The organism is Synechococcus sp. CCAP 1479/9, assembly GCF_019038535.1.
Taxonomy (GTDB): domain Bacteria; phylum Cyanobacteriota; class Cyanobacteriia; order PCC-6307; family Cyanobiaceae; genus Cyanobium.
Window position 1 is genome coordinate 130,219 of record NZ_JAFKRK010000005.1, and the last position, 18,000, is coordinate 148,218.

At 71.5% G+C, this 18,000-nt stretch carries 20 protein-coding genes; 4 read left to right on the forward strand and 16 right to left on the reverse strand.

Annotated elements, in window-relative coordinates:
* Positions 1–120: 120 nt before the first annotated feature.
* The 9 genes from KUG38_RS02240 to sppA form a co-directional block, all read right to left on the reverse strand.
* Positions 121–1,611, reverse strand: a complete 1,491-nt coding sequence (locus KUG38_RS02240; RefSeq protein ID WP_216918843.1) for a Ycf46 family AAA ATPase — start codon at positions 1,609–1,611, stop codon at positions 121–123.
* A gap of 3 nt (positions 1,612–1,614) precedes the next feature.
* The gene (locus KUG38_RS02245; RefSeq protein WP_216918844.1) at positions 1,615–2,103 is read right to left on the reverse strand and encodes a YceD family protein; all 489 of its coding nucleotides are present in this window, start codon (positions 2,101–2,103) and stop codon (positions 1,615–1,617) included.
* The gene (gene yidC, locus KUG38_RS02250) at positions 2,100–3,239 is read right to left on the reverse strand and encodes a membrane protein insertase YidC (RefSeq protein ID WP_216918845.1); all 1,140 of its coding nucleotides are present in this window, start codon (positions 3,237–3,239) and stop codon (positions 2,100–2,102) included. Before yidC ends, KUG38_RS02245 begins: the two co-directional genes overlap by 4 nt.
* A 75-nt stretch (positions 3,240–3,314) precedes the next feature.
* Positions 3,315–3,779: a PH domain-containing protein gene (locus tag KUG38_RS02255; RefSeq protein WP_216918846.1), complete on the reverse strand. Its 465-nt coding sequence runs from the start codon at positions 3,777–3,779 to the stop codon at positions 3,315–3,317.
* Positions 3,736–4,164 (reverse strand): ribonuclease P protein component, encoded by a 429-nt coding sequence (gene rnpA, locus KUG38_RS02260; RefSeq protein WP_216918847.1) that lies wholly within the window; start codon positions 4,162–4,164, stop codon positions 3,736–3,738. Before rnpA ends, KUG38_RS02255 begins: the two co-directional genes overlap by 44 nt.
* A gap of 18 nt (positions 4,165–4,182) precedes the next feature.
* A complete protein-coding gene (gene rpmH / locus KUG38_RS02265) occupies positions 4,183–4,320 on the reverse strand; it encodes a 50S ribosomal protein L34 (protein WP_015108935.1) in 138 nt (45 codons plus the stop codon).
* A gap of 28 nt (positions 4,321–4,348) precedes the next feature.
* On the reverse strand, positions 4,349–4,966 hold the full coding sequence (locus tag KUG38_RS02270; protein WP_216918909.1) for a DUF2808 domain-containing protein: 618 nt from the start codon (positions 4,964–4,966) through the stop codon (positions 4,349–4,351).
* Between the two features lie 56 nt (positions 4,967–5,022).
* The gene (aroH, locus tag KUG38_RS02275) at positions 5,023–5,439 is read right to left on the reverse strand and encodes a chorismate mutase (protein WP_216918848.1); all 417 of its coding nucleotides are present in this window, start codon (positions 5,437–5,439) and stop codon (positions 5,023–5,025) included.
* 4 nt (positions 5,440–5,443) lie between these two features.
* A complete protein-coding gene (gene sppA, locus KUG38_RS02280; protein WP_216918849.1) occupies positions 5,444–6,256 on the reverse strand; it encodes a signal peptide peptidase SppA in 813 nt (270 codons plus the stop codon).
* 97 nt (positions 6,257–6,353) lie between these two features.
* Between sppA and KUG38_RS02285 the strand changes: the two genes are divergently transcribed.
* The 3 genes from KUG38_RS02285 to KUG38_RS02295 are packed head-to-tail and all read left to right on the forward strand — an operon-like array spanning position 6,354 to position 10,499.
* The gene (locus KUG38_RS02285) at positions 6,354–7,316 is read left to right on the forward strand and encodes a DMT family transporter (RefSeq protein WP_216918850.1); all 963 of its coding nucleotides are present in this window, start codon (positions 6,354–6,356) and stop codon (positions 7,314–7,316) included.
* On the forward strand, positions 7,313–8,578 hold the full coding sequence (locus tag KUG38_RS02290; protein WP_216918851.1) for a glycosyltransferase: 1,266 nt from the start codon (positions 7,313–7,315) through the stop codon (positions 8,576–8,578). The genes KUG38_RS02285 and KUG38_RS02290 overlap by 4 nt, the downstream gene beginning before the upstream one ends.
* A gap of 25 nt (positions 8,579–8,603) precedes the next feature.
* Positions 8,604–10,499, forward strand: a complete 1,896-nt coding sequence (locus KUG38_RS02295; protein WP_216918852.1) for an ArnT family glycosyltransferase — start codon at positions 8,604–8,606, stop codon at positions 10,497–10,499.
* On the opposite strand, the gene KUG38_RS02300 is transcribed toward KUG38_RS02295, so the two are convergent.
* From KUG38_RS02300 to hpf, 7 genes are all read right to left on the reverse strand, one after another.
* Positions 10,493–11,920 carry a sensor histidine kinase gene (locus KUG38_RS02300; RefSeq protein WP_216918853.1) on the reverse strand — a complete coding sequence of 476 codons (1,428 nt, stop codon included), beginning with the start codon at positions 11,918–11,920 and terminating at the stop codon, positions 10,493–10,495. The two genes, KUG38_RS02295 and KUG38_RS02300, sit on opposite strands and share 7 nt — an antisense overlap.
* A gap of 74 nt (positions 11,921–11,994) precedes the next feature.
* A complete protein-coding gene (locus KUG38_RS02305; RefSeq protein WP_216918854.1) occupies positions 11,995–12,474 on the reverse strand; it encodes a response regulator transcription factor in 480 nt (159 codons plus the stop codon).
* Between the two features lie 75 nt (positions 12,475–12,549).
* A complete protein-coding gene (locus KUG38_RS02310; RefSeq protein ID WP_216918855.1) occupies positions 12,550–13,737 on the reverse strand; it encodes a glycosyltransferase family 4 protein in 1,188 nt (395 codons plus the stop codon).
* Positions 13,738–13,811: 74 nt separating this feature from the next.
* Positions 13,812–15,152, reverse strand: coding sequence for an MFS transporter (locus tag KUG38_RS02315; RefSeq protein WP_216918856.1), 1,341 nt, complete (start codon positions 15,150–15,152; stop codon positions 13,812–13,814).
* Positions 15,149–15,955 carry a DNA repair protein RecO gene (recO, locus tag KUG38_RS02320; protein WP_190611009.1) on the reverse strand — a complete coding sequence of 269 codons (807 nt, stop codon included), beginning with the start codon at positions 15,953–15,955 and terminating at the stop codon, positions 15,149–15,151. Before recO ends, KUG38_RS02315 begins: the two co-directional genes overlap by 4 nt.
* A complete protein-coding gene (gene deoC / locus KUG38_RS02325) occupies positions 15,948–16,652 on the reverse strand; it encodes a deoxyribose-phosphate aldolase (RefSeq protein WP_094585421.1) in 705 nt (234 codons plus the stop codon). The genes recO and deoC overlap by 8 nt, the downstream gene beginning before the upstream one ends.
* On the reverse strand, positions 16,615–17,202 hold the full coding sequence (gene hpf / locus KUG38_RS02330; RefSeq protein WP_216918857.1) for a ribosome hibernation-promoting factor, HPF/YfiA family: 588 nt from the start codon (positions 17,200–17,202) through the stop codon (positions 16,615–16,617). Before hpf ends, deoC begins: the two co-directional genes overlap by 38 nt.
* Positions 17,203–17,265: 63 nt before the next feature.
* Here hpf and lipB point away from each other — a divergent pair, with 63 nt between their 5' ends.
* A complete protein-coding gene (lipB, locus tag KUG38_RS02335) occupies positions 17,266–17,982 on the forward strand; it encodes a lipoyl(octanoyl) transferase LipB (protein ID WP_216918858.1) in 717 nt (238 codons plus the stop codon).
* Positions 17,983–18,000 lie beyond the last annotated feature (18 nt).

An 18,000-nucleotide genomic window follows, 5' to 3' on the forward strand; every position in this document is an offset into this window, starting at 1 on the left:
TGAATCGTTCGTCACTGCCAGCCCGGCGAAGCTGTTACCAGGCGTGGTTGTTCTTCATGAAGCCGTTACATCGGGCCCCGTCGATGCATTGAAAGTCTTCCACTTTCGTGGCGATTCGCCTCAGGAAGCCCGCCCGGCCCCTGAGGCCGGCCGTGCCCGGCCGCTGGAGGCCCAGCTGCGCAGGGCCTCCAGCTGCTCCCGGGCGGTGCGCGACAGGGGCACCACCTGGCTGGCCGCCGCGATCAGGTCGGCTTCCCCGAGCTCGCGGCCCTCGCCGAAGGCCAGGTGCATGGCCTCGATCACGGTCTGCTCCAGTTCGGCGCCGGAGAAGTCGGCGGTGCGGTCCACCAGCACCTCCAGGGGGATGGCATGCCGGGGCCGTCGCCGCCGCAGCTGCAGATCCAGGATCGCCCGGCGTTCCTCGGCATCGGGCAGCTCCAGCAGGAAGATCTCGTCGAAGCGGCCCTTGCGCAGCAGTTCCGCCGGCAGCCGCTCCACGGCGTTGGCGGTGGCCACCACGAACACGGCGCTGCTCTTCTCCGCCATCCAGGTGAGCAGGCTGGCCAGCACCCGCTGGCTGGTGCCGCCGTCGCTGCGGCCATCGCCACCGCCGAAGCCCTTGTCGATTTCGTCGATCCAGAGCACGCAGGGGGCCATGGCCTCGGCCCGCTGGATCATCTCCCGGGTCCGGGCCTCGCTGGCCCCCACCAGGCCGGCGAACAGGCGGCCCACGTCGAGGCGCAGCAGGGGCATGGCCCAGCTGTGGGCGATCGCCTTGGCGGTGAGCGACTTGCCGGTGCCCTGGGGGCCGATCAGCAGCACCCCCCGGGGCAGGGGCAGGCCGTAGCGCTGGGCCTCCTCGCTGAAGGCCCGGTGACGTTGCTCCAGCCAGTGCTTCAGGGTTTCCAGTCCGCCGATGTCGGCCGGGGTGGCTTCGGTGGGGCAGTACTCCAGCAGTTCGCTGCGGGCGATGGCCTGGCGCTTCTCCTCCAGCACCTCCGCCAGGTCCTCGATGCCCAGCTGCCCCCGCCGGGCCAGGGCCCGGGCCGCCAGCTGGCGCACCCGCTGCTCGCTCAGCCCGTGGCAGGCGGCGGTGAGCTGCTCGAGCACCCCCGGCTGCAGGGGCTGGCCGCTGGCTTCGGCGATGGCCCGCAACAGGCGACCGATCTCCCCGGCCTCGGGCAGGGGCAGCTCCAACAGGGTGACGCTGTCCTCCAGCTCCCGCGGCAGCTGCCATTCCGGGGCGCTGATCACCAGGGTGTGGGGCACCTGGCGCAGGCCCGCGGCCAGGTTGCGGAGGCGCCTGCAGACGCCGGGATCGTCGGCGTAGCGGTGGAAGTCCTTCAGCAGCAGGATCGCTCCCTGCTCGGCCGGCAGCCCGTCGAGGGCGCCGAGGGCCGCCATCGGCTGACGCACCGCCTGCCCCTCCAGGCCCGGGCTCCCGCTCAGCCCGCCGATGAAGTCCCAGCGCAGCAGGGTGCGGCCCCCCAGCCGCTGGGCGGCCCGCTCCAGTAGACCCTCCACCCGCTCCTCCTCCAGGCTGCGGATCCAGAGGATCGGCGTGCGGGAGCGGATCAGAAGATCCAGCTGATCGCCGAGGTCGTGGACCATGGCTCAGCGCAGGGAGCGGAGCGCCGCCCAGCGGGGGTCGACGTCCCCGTTCCCGTCGGCGTCGCCGGTGGGCAGCGGCGGGCCGGGGCAGTCGGGGCCGCAGCGGTTCACCAGGGGCAGCTGCAGGCTGAGCTGCTCGAACAGCCAGCGCTCCGGATCGAAGCTGCCCCCGGGATCGAGGCACTCCACCGGATCCTCGGCGGCGAACACCACCTCCTCCTCCTCGGGGCCGGCCACGGCGATCTCCAGCAGCTCCCGGGTGGTGGCGCTCAAGGCGTGGTTGTAGGTCTGCAGGCAGCGGTCGCAGCAGAGGGTGATGATCGTCTCGGCCGTGCCCTCCACCTCCAGCACCGTGCCGTGGTGGAGAGCCCGCACCCGGCCGCGCACGGGGGTGAGGCTGGCCAGGCCGGCGATGGCCTGGTCGACCGGCCAGGTGCGGCCCTCGCCCAGCAGCCGCAACTCCTGCAGGGGCAGCGGCTGCAGCCGGGTCATTTCTTGGTCTTGGGCTCGAAGGGCAGGCGGCCGCCACCATTGCCGCCGCCGGCCGTGGCGGTGGCGGGCTGCTGGGCGAGCTGCTTGTCGAGGATCGCCTGCAGGTTGTCGGGCAGGGCCTCACGGGTGAGCAGGAAGGTCTGGACGCCCTGGAACACGTTGGCCACCACCATGTAGAGCAGCACGCCGGCGGGCAGCGGGAAGAACAGGAACATGGCCGTGATCATCACGGGTGTGATCTTGTTGGCGGTCGCCTGCTGGGGGTTGGCGGGCATGCCCATGCCCGAGAGCAGCTGGGAGGCGAACAGGGTGGCGCCGAAGGCCCCCACCAGGATGGCGATGTCCCAGTTGACGGCACCATCGGTGTAGAAGCCCACCTGGCCTAGGGCCTTGATGAACAGGAAGCCGCTGCGGGCCGCCAGGCCGGGGATCCGGGCCTCGACGGTGGCGTCGCCGGGGGCCAGGGCCGTGATCCGTCCCTGGTCATCCACCTTCACCACGCTCTCGCCCTTGGTCACCACCCAGCTGGGGGTGAAGCTGTCGCCGTGCTCCACGGTGCCGAGCAGGGAGGCGAAGCTGGTGCCGTCCTTGCCGTGCAGCTCCACCTGGGTGCTGTCACCGACACCGAGCTTGGTGCCGCCCTCGAGGCTGGCGATCACCGGCACGTGCTCGGTTTCGCTGATGAAGATGGAGTGGCTGGCGCTGTTGAAGGGCTTGGCCTCCACCGCGGCGATCTCCTCGGCCGGGAGCACCTTGAGGTTGATCGCGTAGGGGACGTCCGCAAAGGGGGACCCCCGCAGGGTGGCGAACAGGGCGAAGAGGATCGGCATCTGCACCAGCAGCGGCAGACAGCCGGACAGGGGGCTGCCGAACTCCTTCATCAGACCGCCCAGCTCCTCCTGCTGCTTCTGGGGGTTGTTGGCGTACTTGGCCTTGATCTCCGCCTGGCGCTGCTGCATCACCGGCTGGGCGATGCGCATGCGCCGGGCGCTGCGGATCGAGCCGGCGCTCAACGGGAACAGGGCGAGGCGGATGACCACGGTGAGGGCCACGATCGCGAGCCCATAGCTCGGAACCAATCCGTAGAAGAAATCGAGGATCGGGAGCAGCAGGTTGTCGGAGATGTAGCCGATCACGGCAGGGGTGCGCTGGGGTGGTGGATCTCGGCTGCCAGTGTGCCCGACCGGGGCGACCGGATGGGGGTCCGGTGGTCAGGCGCTTTCACGGGCCGGGGAGGCGAACCCGGCGGCACCGGTGGCTCCGGAGGTGCGGGAGGCGGCCTTGCTGCGGCTCTCGCGCTGCTCTTCGATGAAGGCCTCGAGCTCCCGGAAGCGCGGCACTGCCCGCATTTCGAGCTTGGCGCCGTCGTTGAGCACCACCACCATGTCGCCCCAGGCGCCAAAGCCCCGCGGCACCGAGCGCACCTCACGGATCTGGCTGTAGACCACCTGGGTGCGGTCGCGGCCGAGCCAGCCGCCGCTGACGCTGATGCGCCGGCTGGTGATGCGGAAGCGCAGCCACAGGGCCCGGACGATGGCTCCCACGGCGAAGGGGATGCCGATCAGGGTGAGGCCGAACAGCAGGTTGACGATCAGGTCGCCCCTGGCGGGGCCGCCCTCGTAGAAGACCGTCTCATTGATCTCGAGTTTGTTCTCCACCCTGTCCTCCGGGGTCATGGAGCAATCCTGCCTGGCGCAGCAGCTGGGCACATTCTCCCAGCAGCTGGTCCTCGCTGCGCTCGAGGCAGCCGGGCTTGAGGGTGATCAGCAGCCACAGGGGCTGGCTCGGGGCCGGCGGGTGACGCCGCAGATGGTCGTGGAAGAGGCGCCGCAGGCGGTTGCGACGCACCGCCAGCTTGCTCACCTTGCTGCTGATCACGATCCCGCAGCGCCAGGGGCTGGCGATGGGGGGCGTGCTGGGGGTCCCGGCGTGGGGCAGCAGGGACGGCTCCGCCGCCAGGACCCGCAGCAGCAGCCCAGGCCCCTGGAAGCGGCGCCCCTGGCGGTACAGACGATCGAAGACCCGTCGGCCCTTCAGCCGGTGCTGCTGCGGCAGGGCCACGGACCTTCCCGGCCGGCCTCAGACCGCCAGGCGGGCCCGGCCGCGGCGGCGGCGGGTGCGGATCACGCGACGGCCCGTGTGGGTGCGCATCCGCACCCGGAAGCCGGACACGCGCTTGCGCTTGCGGCTCGTTCCTTCAAGGGTGCGCTTCGTCATGCTGCTGCTTGCTCAGTGGGTCACCCTATCAGTTGGTGTTGTTGGGCACGATCTGGATCAGCCAGCTGCCCAGGTAGCCCGAGACCGGGATGTCGCCGGGGGCCTGGGCCAGGGCGTTGAACTGATACATGCCGGCATTGAACGGGTTGAAGACGTTCATGTAGACACCGATCGTGTCCTTGTCGGACACGGGGGTTTCCGGAAAGATCTCGATGGATCGCCCGTTGGCCGAGACCTCGATCGTGGCGGGGATCGTTTCCAGGCAGCGGGTTCTCTTGAGCATCCCGCCTTCACTCATGCGGCAGAGCTTGACCTGCTTGGGGTCGATCGTGGTATCAAAGTGGCTCGGAATGCTGATGCTCAACTTGAGGATGGCCGTCTTGCGATCCTTCGGCCGCAGCATCAGGTAGTACTCCGCCCGCTGCATGCGGGTGGTGTCGGTCGTGAAGAAGTAGAGCTTGCGGTAATCCTTGTTGTTCTCCCAGCGGAACTCCATCAGGCCGGGCGTGCCCTGGGCGATGGATGGTGAGGTGGCGACAGGGGAGAGGAGGGTGGCGGTGGCGACGGCCAGCGCTCCGAGGCCGGCGGTGCCCAGGCGGCCGATCAGGGCCAGGGGCTGGGACCGCTCGCGCGGGAAGGACGGCATGGCGGGGAGGATCTTCATGGTGAAAGTCTCAACACGCCCGTGCGTCTGCCGCGCCTTCAGTGGTCGGCGGGGGAGCTGGCTGGGGCCGAAGGCTGGCCCGCCTCGGCCCGGTCGGGCCTCAGCCGCGCCGCCTCCCGCAGGTAGGGGTGGACCTCCTCCCGGCTGGCATCCAGCCAGGCGTGGGCCAGGAGCCGGATGCAGCGGGGCAGGTCCCCGGCCACCGCCATCTGCTGGCAATCCAGCAGGGCGACCCGGCCCCAGTCGGCCCGGCGCCGGGCGATGGCGGCCGGGAAGCAGGCGTCCAGATCGGCGGTCACGGAGAAGGTCACCGAGAGCACCCGGTCCCCCGCCAGGTCGTTGCGCTGCAGCAACTCCTCGATCAGCTCCGCCACGGCCTCCGCGATCGCTTCGCCGGTGTTGGCGCTGGCGGTGGTGGCTCCCCGCAGGGCCCTCAGCTCGAGACCAGGCTTCATGACGTCAGGGGCGATGGAGCCAGAGGGGCTGGCCGCTCCAGGCCAGTTCCAGGCTCAGGGACTGGGAGAGCTGCTGCATCAGTGTGCTGCCCGGCAGCAGCCCGAGCAGCTTCCTGGGCGGTTTGCCGAAGCTGACTGTCCGGGTCTTCTCCGGATCCAGCCCCGCCAGCTCCGCCGCCAGGCGGCGGGCGCTCTCCTCGTCCCCCAGGACATCCACCAGGCCGAGCTCCAGGGCCTGGGCGCCGCTGAACACCCGCCCGTCGGCGAAGGCGCGCACCACGTCCGGCTCCAGGCCCCGGCCCGCGGCCACCGCGGCCACGAACTGGCCGTAGCTGGAATCGATCAGCTCCTGCAGCAACTGACGTTCCGCTTCGGAGAGGGCACGGTCGGGGGAAAGGATGTCCTTGTAGAGGCCGCTCTTGACGGTTTCGAAGCGGATGCCGATCCGTTTCAGCAGCCGCGACAGATCGTTGCCCCGCAGGATCACGCCGATCGAGCCGGTGATGGTGCCGGGATTGGCGACGATCTTCTCCGCCGCCACCCCCACATAGACGCCGCCGGAGGCGGAGATGTTGCCGAAGCTGGCCACCACCCGGCAGCCCTTCTCCCGCAGCCGCATCAGGGCTGCATGGATCTCCTGGCTGTCGCCGACGGTGCCGCCGGGAGTGTCGATGCGCAGCAGCAGGGCGGGGCACTCCCGCTGCTGCACCTGCTCAATGGCCTTCAGCACCCGGACACGGGTGCCCCCGGCGATCGGCCCCTCGATGGCGATGCGCGCCAGGGTTCGTCGGGACTTGCGGCACCAGGGCCAGGGCATTGTGGAGATGCGCGGTGGCTGGATCTTAAAAAGAAGGCCTGGACGGGCCTGTTCGCCGCCCTCCGCCCCTCCACCGCCGCCCCAGGATTCACGCCCCATGCCCCGGACCCTGCGCTGGGTGTTGATGCTCCTGCCCTTTGCCCTCTGGGGCACCGCGATGGCGGCGATGAAGCCGCTGCTGGGTGGGGCGTCGCCGGCGATGCTGGCCAGCCTGCGGCTGCTGCCGGCCGGGGTGGTGCTGCTTCTGGCGGCCCGCCTGCTGGGGCGTTCCTGGCGGGTCGATCCCGTGGATTGGCCCTGGCTGCTGCTGTTCGCCGCCGTCGACGGCAGCCTGTTCCAGGGGCTCCTGGCCCGGGGTCTGGGGGAGACCGGGGCGGGCCTGGGTTCGGTGCTGATCGACTCCCAGCCCCTGCTGGTGGCCCTGCTGGCCCGCACCCTGTTCGGCGAGGCGATCAACCCGGTGGGCTGGCTGGGCCTGCTGATCGGCCTGCTGGGCATCCTCTGCCTGGGACTCCCCGGGGAGGTGCTGCGCCACTGGTGGCTGCAGGGGCCCCCGGCCCTGCAGGCCCAGGCCTGGAGCCATGGCGAGGCCTGGATGCTGGGGGCGGCGGCGGCGATGGCGCTGGGCACCGTGCTCTGTCGCTTTGCCACCCGCCGCAGCGACCCGGTTGCCGTCACCGGCTGGCACATGCTCCTGGGCGGTCTGCCCCTGCTGCTGGTGGCCGGCGGGGAGGCGCTGCTCTGCCCGGAGACGGTGAGCTTCTGGCCCCACTGGAGCCCGGTGGAGTGGGGCCTGATGGCCTACGCGGCCCTGCTCGGCAGTGCCCTGGCCTACGGCCTCTTCTTCTGGTTCGCCAGCAGCGGCGACCTCACCGGCTTCACCGCCCTCACCTTCCTGACGCCAGTGTTCGCGGTGCTGTGCGGGGTGCTGCTGCTGGACGAGCGGCTGGGGCCGCTGCAGTGGCTGGGGGCAGCCCTGGCCCTGCTCTCGGTGCTGCTGATCAACCAGCGCGGCCGGCTGTGGCAGCTGGGCGGGCGGACGGAGCCGGTGCCGCCATGACCCGCACGGTTCTCTTCGTTCACCAGAACTTCCCCGGCCAGTACCGGCACCTGGCGCCGGCCCTGCAGGCCCGCGGCGACCGGGTGGTGGCCATCGGCGGCCCCAGCAGCCAGCCCCTGCCCGCCATCCCGCTGCACCGCTACGACCCCCTGCCGCCCGGGGGGGTGCCGCCCTGCCACCCCTGGGCTGCCGATTTCCAGACCAAGATTCTGCGGGCCGAGGCGGTGGCCCGTTGCCTGGAGGCGCTGCTGAAGGAGGGTCTGCGGCCCGATCTGGTGGTGGGCCATCCGGGCTGGGGGGAACTGCTGGTGGTGAAGGACCTGCTGCCGGCCGTCCCGGTCCTGCACCAGGTGGAGTTCATCTATCAGCTGGTGGGCGGCGATGTGGGATTCGACCCGGAGTTCGCCGACGCCGACTGGCGCCCCCTGGCCCGCCTGCGCCTGCGGCGGGCCACCCAGCTCCTGGCCCTCCAGGACCTGGACTGGGGGCTGGCCCCCACCCCCTGGCAGGCCAGCACCGTGCCGGCCCCGTACCGCCAGCGGCTGAGCGTGATCCATGAGGGCATCGACACCGCCGCCATCGCCCCCCAGGGCCCCGCCCGCCTGCAGCTGCAGCGCGCCGGCCTGAGCTTCGGGCCCGGCGATGAGGTGGTGAGCTTCGTGGCCCGCAATCTGGAGCCCTACCGGGGCTTCCACACCTTCATGCGCATGCTGCCCCGGCTGCAGCAACTCAGGCCCGGGGCCCATGTGGTGATCGTGGGCGGCGATGGGGTGAGCTACGGCGCCGCGCCCCCCGGCGGCGGCAGCTGGAAGGAGGCGATGCTGCGGGAGCTGGGTGATGCCCTCGATCGGCGCCGGGTCCATTTCGTCGGCCGCGTGCCCCACCCGGTGCTGCACGAGCTGTTCCGGGTCACGGCCTGCCACGTCTATCTCACCGTTCCCTTCGTGCTCAGCTGGAGCCTGCTGGAGGCGATGAGTTGCGGCGCCCTGGTGGTCGGGTCGGCCACGGCCCCGGTGCAGGACGTGATCGAGGACGGCCGCAACGGCCTGCTGGTGGATTTCTTCGATCACCGGGCCCTGGCCGAGCGGCTGGCAGCGGTGCTGGCCGACCCCGCCGGCCACGCCGGGCTGCGCAGGGAGGCGCGGCGGACGGTGGTGGACGGGTTCGATCTGCGCCGGGTCTGTCTGCCCCGGCAGCTGGAGCTCGTGGATCGGCTGATGGCCGGATCGGCGACACAGGACGGAACGGCTGGGGAGCGATAGGTTCCCTCCGATTCGCCCAGCCGGTTTGCCCGCCCTGCCCCGCCGCCAGCGCCGCCGGTTGCTGCTGATCACCCTGGTCCTTGGCCTGGCGCTGTTCGCCTGGCAGCTGGGCACGACGGGGCTGGTGGATGAGACGCCGCCCCTGTTCGCGGCCTCGGCGCGGGCGATGGCGGAGACGGGCGACTGGCTGATCCCCCGGGTCAACGGCCTGCCCCGCTACGACAAGCCACCGCTGGTCTACTGGCTGATGGGGCTGGTCTATGCCCTGCCCGGCCAGCCGCAGTGGAACCCCCTCGGGACCTGGGCCTCCTGTTTCCCCTCCGCCCTGGCCGCCATCGGCCTGATGCTGGCCCTGGCGGATACCCTGCTGCGCTGGCCACAGCCCCCGTTCCAGGCCAACCCCGCTGCCGCCGCCACCCCCGCCGCCGCCTCCAACGGTTCCGCACCGACGCCGGCGCGTCCGGGTCTGACGGCCCTCACCGCCGCCCTGGCCTTCGGCCTCTCACCCCTGGCGCTCGTCTGGGGGCGTACGGCGGTGAGCGATTCCCTGTTCAGCGGCCTGGTGGCCCTGTCCCTGCTGCTCTGCTGGCAGGCCTATGCCGACCCCGGCCGGCGCTGGTGGCTGCCATGGCCCGTGCTCGGTCTGGCCGTGCTGGCCAAGGGGCCGGTGGCGGTGGTCCTTCTGGGCCTCACCCTGCTGCTGTTCGGCTGGCTTCAGGCCGACATCGCCGGGCTGTGGCGGCGGCTGCGGCCGCTGCGGGGCCTGGCGCTCACCGCCCTGGTGGCGGCCCCCTGGTACCTGCTGGCCCTGCACAGCGAGGGCCGGCCCTTCTGGGACAGCTTCTTCGGCTACCACAACCTCCAGCGCTTCACCGAGGTGGTGAACCGCCACCTGCAGCCGTGGTGGTTCTTCGTGCCGGTGATGCTGGTGGCCAGCCTGCCCGTCTCGCCGCTGCTGCTCGTCGGCCTGGCCCGGGCCATCGGGCCGCTGCGCCGCTCCTGGTGCCCCACCTGGCCCCAGCCTCCGGCCGCCTCCCTGGCCCGCTTCGCCGCCTGCTGGCTGCTGGCGGTGCTGCTGTTCTTCACCGCCGCCGCCACCAAGCTGCCCAGCTACTGGCTGCCGGCGACGCCCGCCGCCGCCCTGCTGATCGCCCTGGCGGCCCAGACCGGCTGGTCCGGCGATGGCGTAGAGGCTGGCGGCCGGCCCTGGGAGCGTTGGGCCTGGGGCCTCAGCGTGCTGCTGGTGACCGGCCTGGGACTGGTGTTCCTGGCGGCTCCCCTGTGGTTGCCGCTGATCCAGGATCCGGAGATGCCCACGCTGGCGACGGAGCTCCGGGACAGCCCCCTGGTGCCCGTGGTGGCCGCCTGCTGGCTGCTGGCCGCCCTGCTGGGCTGGATCACCCGCCGCCGCCGCCCGCCCCTGCGCCTGCTGGCCCTGCAGCTGCCCCTGGTGCTGTTCGTGCCCGCGGCCCTGCTGCCGCTGTGGAGCGTGGGTGATCGTCTGCGGGGTGAGCCCGTGCGCCGCATGGCGGCGGCCCTGCAGCGCGAGGGCCGTCCGGGGGAACCCGTGGCGATGGTGGGCGTGCTCAAGCCCTCCCTGCATTACTACAGCCGGCGGGTGGTGATCTACGAGGGCATCGGCGTGGAGGGTCCCCTCAACCTGGCGGACCGGCTTCGCCGGGAGCGCCGGGTGGGCCAGCGGCCCAGCACGCCGGAGGACCAGCCCACCGTGCTGGTGGTGATCGATCAGACCACCGCCCGTGCCCCCTTCTGGCGCCATCTCGGCGCCAGCGAACTCGACAGCGCCGGCGTCTACCGGCTGTGGCGCCTCGATCGCCGCCGCCTGGAGGACACCGTGGCCCAGCTGCGTCTCAAGGGCTTCGCCCCCGACTGGCAGGACCCCCGGCCGGAGCGTTACTGAGCCGCCGGCAGGTGGATGTGGAAGCGGCTCCCCACGGCGATCTCGCTGTCGACGTCGATCGAGCCCCCCATCGCCTCCACCAGCAGCTTCACCACCGACAGCCCAAGGCCCGAGCCCCGTTCGTGCTCGATGGCGTTGCGGCCACGGTGGAAGCGATCGAACACCTTGGGAATGTCCTCCGGGGGGATGCCGATCCCCTGGTCCCGGACGGTGATGCACAGTTCGGCGTCGCTCTTTAAGAGTTCGAGGCTGATCGGTCGACCCGGCGGGGAGTACTTGTCGGCGTTCTCGATCAGGTTCAGCAGCACCTGCTGGAGGCGATCGGTCTCGGCCACCGCCCGGATCGGCCCCTCGGCGGCCTCCTCGGGAAGGGTGAGCAGCAGCGGGCGTGACAGCTGGCTGCGGGCGAGGTCGCAGGCGGTGGTGAGCACCTCATCCACCGCCACCGGGGTCAGCACCATCTGCAGCTGGCCGGACTCGCTGCGGGAGAGATCCAGCAGGTCATTGAGCATGCGGGTGATGCGATGGGTCTCGGCCTCGGTGGTGGCGAGGGCGCGCATCTGCTCCGGATCCAGGTTCTGGCCGCGGCGCTGCAGCCGGCGCAGGTAGCCGCCGATGATCATCAGGGGGTTGCGCAGCTCATGGGAGACGAGGCCCACGAAGTGCCGCTGCTGGCTCCAGGCCAGGGCCAGCCGATCAAGCAGCCCATTGAAGGACTGGGCCAGCTCCTCCACCTCCAGGGGAGCCTGATCGAGCTTGAGATGGCTGCTGGCCAGGCTTTCGGTGGTGACACCGGCCGCCATGCGGTTGAGATCCCGCAACGGCTGGAGCAGCCGGCGGGTGAGCACGGAGATCGCCACCAGGGTCAGCACCAGGCACAGGACCCACACCACGGCGAGCCCCAGCAGCATGTTGCGCAGGCTGGCGACATTGGTGCTGATGTCCTCGGCGACCCAGAGCTGGCTGCCGCCGGGGGACTGGTGCAGGGTGTAGGTGAGAAAACTGTTGCCCTCCGGATCCTTCACCAGGCGGCGATCCGTGCCGACCAGCAGGGGCGTGAACGATCGGACCGACCAGGTGCCGCCCTGCGCCGCCATCGCCTGCCCGACCAGGCCGGGCAGGGCCACCAGTTGACCGGCGAGCGGCCTGGGCAGCAGCAGGGTGCCATCCCCGTGCCGCACCCAGAAGAAACGCTCCCGCGAACTGCGGCGCTCCAGCTCCCCGCCCAGGAGGGCGGCGTGGGTGGCGGACGGATCGGCGACGAGCCGGTCGAGCGCGTCGGCCAGGGAGCCCGCCGCCAGCCGTTGATCATCGTGCTGGTGATGCAGCAGACAGTCCCGGTTGATCAGGAGGGTGAAGGCGGAGGCGGCGCTGAAGCCCAGGAAGACGGACGTGAAGGCCGCCAGCCGGAGCTGGCCCAACAGGCTTCCGAACATCCGGTGACGCCAGCCACGGGAAGGGGCCCCGGTCGGGGGGGCCATCGGTGGGTTGGTCGTCACAGGTGGCGGTTCTCGCTCCTTCTGGGCAGGAGTCGCTCCAGCAGGTCGGGGAGCCTGTCGAGGAGTTCGTGCTTGAGCACGTAGTCGTCGGCACCGGCCTCCTGGGCCTGGCGGCGCCGCTCGGGGTCGTTCAGGGAGGTGAAGATCACCACCGGCACGGTGCAGCCCCGGCTGCGCAGGTCCCGCAGGCATTCGATCCCGTCGCAGTCGGGCATCTGCACGTCGAGCAGGACGAGATCGATTCCCCCCTCGGCCAGCATCGTCTCGAGGCCATGGCCGTTGGTCAGTGCCACCACCTCGCAGCCGGAATCCGCCAGCTCCTCGGCCACCATGGCCCGGATGTGGGGGTCATCGTCGACGATCGAGACGGTGGGCCGAGCGGCGACGGACCCGTCGGAGCCGGTGCCGACCTGGGTGACGATGGGGACGATCGCCTGTTGTACCGAACGTCCCTGGAGGGGGAGGGGGGAGTTCATCGCGCCTGGAACCTGGCCTCATCTTGCCGCGACCCGCGCCGATCGGCATGGCCGGGACCGGGCCGGAGCCTGCGGTCAGACCGCCACCGGCTGCGGGCACAGCTCTCCGTAGAGCCGCTCCAGCGCGTCGATGTTGCCGGTGAGGGTGTAGCGCTCCAGGGCCCTCTGGCGCGCCCGGCGCCCCAGCTCCGCCGTGAGAACCGGTTGGTCGCGCAGCACCGGCAGCAGGGTGCGCAGCTGGGTGGTGACGCCCTGGGTGCTGATCACGATGCCGGCCCCCCCCTCCAGCACCTCTCCGTCGGCTCCGGCATCGGTGGCCACGCAGGCGGTGCCGCAGGCCATGGCCTCCAGCAGAGCCAGGGAGAGCCCCTCCACCAGGGAGGGCAGCAGGAACACTTCGGCGAGCTGCAGCAGCGCCACCCGGCGGGCCCGGCTGGCCTCGTAGCCCCACCAGATCACATCAGACTCCGTGCCGCTCTGCAGCGAGGAGCGCAGCGGCCCGTCCCCCACGATCACCAGCACGCATCCCTGGGGGCGCACCAGCCGCCAGGCCTTCAGCAGCGCCTCGACGTTCTTCTCGGTGGCCACCCGGCCCATGTAGAGGAAGACGCGGCGGCCGCCCACCCTGAGCCGCAGCTGGGCCAGATCGGGTTCGCCGCCCGGGGGCGCCGGCGCCCAGGTGTCGGTGTCGACCCCGTTGGGGATCACCGCCAGCCGCTCGCGCCGCACCCCCAGGCGCACCAGCACCTCGGCCTGCAGCTCGGAGAACACGATCACCCGGTCAAACTTCGCCAGGGAGGGGGCGTAGAGCTGGTAGGTGAGCTGCTGGGTGCCGGCGGTGAGGTTGCGCAGACCGGCGTCGAAGGGGGGATGGAAGGTGGCGACCAGGGGCAGACCCAGCTGCTGGCAGAGGTCGGGGAGGCGGAAGTCGAGGGGGGAGAGGGTGAGGCTGGCGTGCACCAGATCGGGTCGCAGCCGCTCCAGGGACTCCCGCAACTCCCGCTGGGCCCCCGGGGAGGGGATCGTGTACATCTGCGACTTCACCAGGTAGGGCAGGGCCACCTCGGGGTTGGCCTCCGGCCCGTCAGGCGGATCGAGCTCGCCTCCCCCCGCTTCCGGCCGTCCCAGGGAGGGGGTGGGGGTGTCGAAGTGAATGAAGCTCACCGCATGGCCCCGCTGCCGCAGGGCTTCGGTGGTGCTGAGGCCGTAGGTGACGTTGCCGCAGAACGGAGACTTCTTGCCCAGCCAGGCAATGTGCATCACCTGTATGGCCCCACGCAACAGCGGAATTTAGCAGCGCTGGGCTGACACTCAGCTGCTGCGACAGGGGCGGGCGCTCAGCTGCTGCGCCAGGGGCGTTCGCTCAGGGCGGCGACGGCGGCGATGGCCGCCAGCCCCCAGAGCACAGGCAGCAGCCCGTAGCGGCTCACCACGGTGCCCGCCAGCACCAGGGGCAGGCTGAGGGCGATGTTGATGAGGTTGTTCTGCAGGCCGAACACCCGGCCGCGCTGGTTTTCCGGGGTGTCCTCCTGGATCGTGGTCTGGGCGGGGATCGCCAGCAGGGCCGCACCCACCCCCAGCAGGCCGCAGAGCAGCAGGGTGAAGACGAGGTTGCCCCGCAGCTGGCCGAGCAGCACCAGGCACCAGGCGATGGTCCCGAGCCCCGCACTGGCCAGCCCCCGGCGGCTGAAGCGTTCGCCCAGCTGGGCCATGGCCAGGGCCCCCAGGGCCAGTCCCACCCCGCTCATCGCCAGCAGCACGCCGAAGCGGGTGGGACCGAGCCCGCCGATCGCCGCCGCCAGGCTGATCGCCAGCACGTAGAGGGCCGCCAGCAGGCTGTAGAGCAGCACCAGCTGGATCATGGCGCTGCGCACCTTGGGTCGCTCCCGCAGCACCTGCACCCCTTCGCCGATCTCCTCCCAGACGGAGATGGAGCGAGGCTCCCGCGGCGGTTCCGGGATCTCGATCCCGGCGATGGCCACGGCCGCGGCGCCGTAGCAGAGCGGCAGCAAGACGAATTCTCCGCCCGGGATGCCCACCTGGGCCAGCAGGGTGCGCAGCAGCCGCAGGATCGGGTCGCCGAGGGCGAAACCGACGATGGTGGCGGCCATGCTGGTGGCCTGGTACACCGAATTTGCGGCGAGCAGCTGCGGATAGCTCACCAGCAGGGGAATGGCCGCCTGCTCGGCCGGGGCGAAGAACTGGGTGAGCACCGACTCGAAGAAGGTCATGGCCACCAGGGCCCAGTAGCCCCAGCTCAGCCCCAGCCACATCGGCCCCGGCAGCAGGCACAGGGGGGCCAGCATCACCAGGCCGGCCCGGAGGCCGTTGGAGGCCACCATCACGGTGCGCTTCGGCCAGCGGTCGGCCCAGACGCCCGCCACCGTCCCCAGCAGCATCGCCGGCACGGTGTTGGCCACGTAGATGCCGGTGGCCAGCAGGGTGATCATCTGGGCCCGGGTCTCGAAGCCCATCCGGAAGGCGGCGGCCGCCTCGGCGAGGGCCGCGTTGTTCTGCGGCGTGTCCGTCACCCAGTACTGGGCGATCAGGAACACCATCAGAACGATGTAGAACTTGTCCGCCAGCTGGGAGAACACCTGGCCGATCCAGAGGCGCCGGAATCCCGGCAGGGCCAGGACGGCGGCCAGTCCCCTCTCGGTCTTGCCGCTCGGGCTCATGCTGGCTCGGACGGATGGGAGGGCATGGGGTCGCAGGCGGTCCGCAGCAGTCTGAAGGCTCGCGGTCGCTGACCGAGATGCTCGCCGCACCAGGCCTCCACCAGATCCAGTAAGTGCAGCCACACCGCCTCCGGCCCCATCAGCTGGCCGTCACGCCGGCGCGGTGGGGCGGGGCGTGTCAGCCGCTGCAGCAGGGCCAGCTCGGAAGGGTTGAGCATCACCCTGGCCCCCGGGATCGCTCCGATCGCCAGCCCCTCGCTGGGCAGCAGGCTGCAGCGCCAGGACCAGTCCCCGATCGGTGGCACCAGCGCGGCGCCGCTGCGGACGCAGTGCTGCAGGGGCAGGGCGAAGCCCCCCAGGGCCAGCAGGTGGATGCTGCCCTGCACGGCCACCGCCAGGGCCTCCACCCGCTCGGACCGTTCCGTCACCACCGCCTCCAGGCGCCCGAGCTGGAGCAGCAGGTCGGCGAGCACCCCCGGGGCGGGCGTCTCGGCGGGAACGAGCTTGAGGCAGAGCTCGGCCAGGGCCTGGGCCGCGGCCAGGGTCTCCAGGCGCTGGGCCAGGCCGCTGTAGTTGCGCAGCACCCGCAGCTGCCGCACCCGCCGCAGGCCGCCGCGCCCCCCCACCTGCAGGACCAGATGGGCCAGGGGCACCGCCGCCGCCAGGCTGCTCTTCGGCCGTCGCGCCCCCGGCACCGCCAGCCGGGTGAGCCCTTCGGCCTCGCTCAGCAGGGTGAGCAGCCGGTCGTGCTCCCCCAGGGGGCGGCAGGTGAGGGCGAGGCCCTCCAGGTGCTGTTCAGGCACCGGCGCGCAGCGCCTGCATCAGGGCCACGCCCCGGCTCGTGCCCAGCCGGCCGGCACCGGCCGCCACCAGGGCCAGCGCCTGGTCGAGATCGGCGATGCCACCGGCGGCCTTCACCGCCGCCCGGCCCCTGGCCAGGGCCACCAGCCGGGCCACCTGCTCCGGGGTCACCGCGGGGCCGAAGCCGCTGCCGGTCTTGAGATGGCGCACCCCGGCATCGATGCTGATCTCCACCAGCAGCTCCAGGGCCTCGGGGTCGAGGCGGCCCATCTCCAGGATCACCTTGACCGGCAGGCCCAGGTCGGTGATGGCCGCCAGATCGTCGAGCACGGCGGTGCCGTCGCCATCGGCCAGGGCGCCGAAATCGGGCACCACATCCAGCTCGTCGGCACCGGCGGCGGCGGCCCACTCCGCCTCGGCCCGCTTGATCGCCGCCGGGATGGCCCCGAAGGGGAATCCCACCACGGCGACCAGCTTCACCGCCCCGTCCACCGGCAGCCGCTCACGGGCCACCGGCAGCCAGCGGGAGGCCAGGCACACCCCGGCGAAGCCGAAGTGGCGGGCCTCATCGCAGCAGCGGAGGATGGCCTCCCGGCCCCGGTGGGGGTCCAGGAGGGCGTGGTCGATCAGGGGGGCGAGGTCGGGCCGTTCGGGCTCCCGCTCAGGTGTCACGGGCCTGGATGACGCCGAATCCGCCATGGTTGCGGCGGTAGACCACCTGGATCTGGCCCGTGGCCGCGTCCCGGAACACGTAGAAATCGTGATCGATCACATCCAGCTGATGCAGGGCCTCCTCCAGGTCCATCGCCGGCATGGCGAAGTACTTGCGGCGCACGCCGCGGTGGGGCACGGCGGGCTCGAGGCCATCGGTGAGGGAGCCCCCGGGGTCGGGCAGCGCGGCGGCTCCGGCTTCCTCGGCGGCGGCGGAGCGGTGCACCGGGCCCTGGGTGCGCTCCTGCAGACGGTCCTTGTAGCGGGTCAGCTGGCGGCTCAGCTTGGTGGCCACCAGATCGATGCTGGCGTAGAGGTTCTCGCTGCGTTCCTGGGCCCGGATCACCACCCCGTTGGCGAAGACCGTGACTTCCGCCGTCTGCTGCGGCACACGGGGATTGCGGGCCACCGACAGATGAACGTCGGCTTCCTTGACGATGCCATCGAAGTGGCTGATGGCGCGATTGAGCTTGGTTTCGGTGTACTCCCTGATCGCCGGTGTGACGTCGAGATTGCGGCCGTGGATCAGCAGTTTCATTCGGGTGCCTGCCTCCAGAGGAATTCTGGCTCTGGGACAACCTCAAGCTAGGAACGCTGTTGCATGGCCCCCAACACTCCCGCAATTCTTTTTGAAGCCCCGGCTCCGGTGCCCTTCCTGCTGGCCTGGGAGTGGCAGCGCCTACTGCAGCGGCGCCGGCTCGACGATCCCGCCGTGCCCGACGCCCTGCTGCTGCTCCAGCACACCCCCTGCTACACCCTGGGCCGGGGGGCCAGCCTGGAGCACCTCGGCTTCGATCCGGCCGATCCGCCCCTGCCGCTTCACCGCATCGACCGCGGCGGCGAGGTGACCCACCACCTGCCCGGCCAGCTGGTGCTCTACCCGGTGCTCGATCTCCAGCGCCATGGCGGCGACCTTCACCTCTATCTGCGGGCCCTCGAGGACGTGGTGCTGGCGGTGCTGCAGGAGCTGGGGCTGGAGGGGGAGCGCATCGAGGGGCTCACCGGGGTCTGGCTGGAGGGCCGCAAGCTGGCGGCGATCGGGGTCGGCGCCCGCCGCTGGATCAGCCAGCACGGCCTGGCCCTGAATGTCGACTGCTCCCTGGAGGGCTTCGGCGCGATCGTTCCCTGCGGGCTCAGCGACCGGCTGGTGGGACGGCTGGTGGACTGGCGGCCCTGCCTCACCCCCGAGCAGGTGGCGCCGCTGCTGCTGGCGGCCTTCGCCCGCCGCTTCGGACTGACCCTGCGGCCGCCGGGGCCACAGGAGGGACTGGCTGGCCTGGGGGAGGGGGGAGACCGGTCGGGACTGGGAGAATCCTGATTTCCCGTTGCTCCACAC

Coding starts and splice junctions, on each gene's coding strand:
- rpmH (WP_015108935.1), bottom strand. CDS start 4,320: ATGACGAAGCGCACCCTTGAAGGAACGAGCCGCAAGCGCAAGCGCGTG.
- sppA (WP_216918849.1), bottom strand. CDS start 6,256: ATGCCCTGGCCCTGGTGCCGCAAGTCCCGACGAACCCTGGCGCGCATC.
- hpf (WP_216918857.1), bottom strand. CDS start 17,202: ATGAAACTGCTGATCCACGGCCGCAATCTCGACGTCACACCGGCGATC.
- KUG38_RS02255 (WP_216918846.1), bottom strand. CDS start 3,779: ATGACCCCGGAGGACAGGGTGGAGAACAAACTCGAGATCAATGAGACG.
- KUG38_RS02305 (WP_216918854.1), bottom strand. CDS start 12,474: ATGAACTCCCCCCTCCCCCTCCAGGGACGTTCGGTACAACAGGCGATC.
- lipB (WP_216918858.1), top strand. CDS start 17,266: ATGGCCCCCAACACTCCCGCAATTCTTTTTGAAGCCCCGGCTCCGGTG.
- aroH (WP_216918848.1), bottom strand. CDS start 5,439: ATGAAGCCTGGTCTCGAGCTGAGGGCCCTGCGGGGAGCCACCACCGCC.
- KUG38_RS02285 (WP_216918850.1), top strand. CDS start 6,354: ATGCCCCGGACCCTGCGCTGGGTGTTGATGCTCCTGCCCTTTGCCCTC.
- deoC (WP_094585421.1), bottom strand. CDS start 16,652: ATGGCGGATTCGGCGTCATCCAGGCCCGTGACACCTGAGCGGGAGCCC.
- KUG38_RS02240 (WP_216918843.1), bottom strand. CDS start 1,611: ATGGTCCACGACCTCGGCGATCAGCTGGATCTTCTGATCCGCTCCCGC.
- KUG38_RS02290 (WP_216918851.1), top strand. CDS start 7,313: ATGACCCGCACGGTTCTCTTCGTTCACCAGAACTTCCCCGGCCAGTAC.
- KUG38_RS02270 (WP_216918909.1), bottom strand. CDS start 4,966: ATGCCGTCCTTCCCGCGCGAGCGGTCCCAGCCCCTGGCCCTGATCGGC.
- KUG38_RS02245 (WP_216918844.1), bottom strand. CDS start 2,103: ATGACCCGGCTGCAGCCGCTGCCCCTGCAGGAGTTGCGGCTGCTGGGC.
- KUG38_RS02315 (WP_216918856.1), bottom strand. CDS start 15,152: ATGAGCCCGAGCGGCAAGACCGAGAGGGGACTGGCCGCCGTCCTGGCC.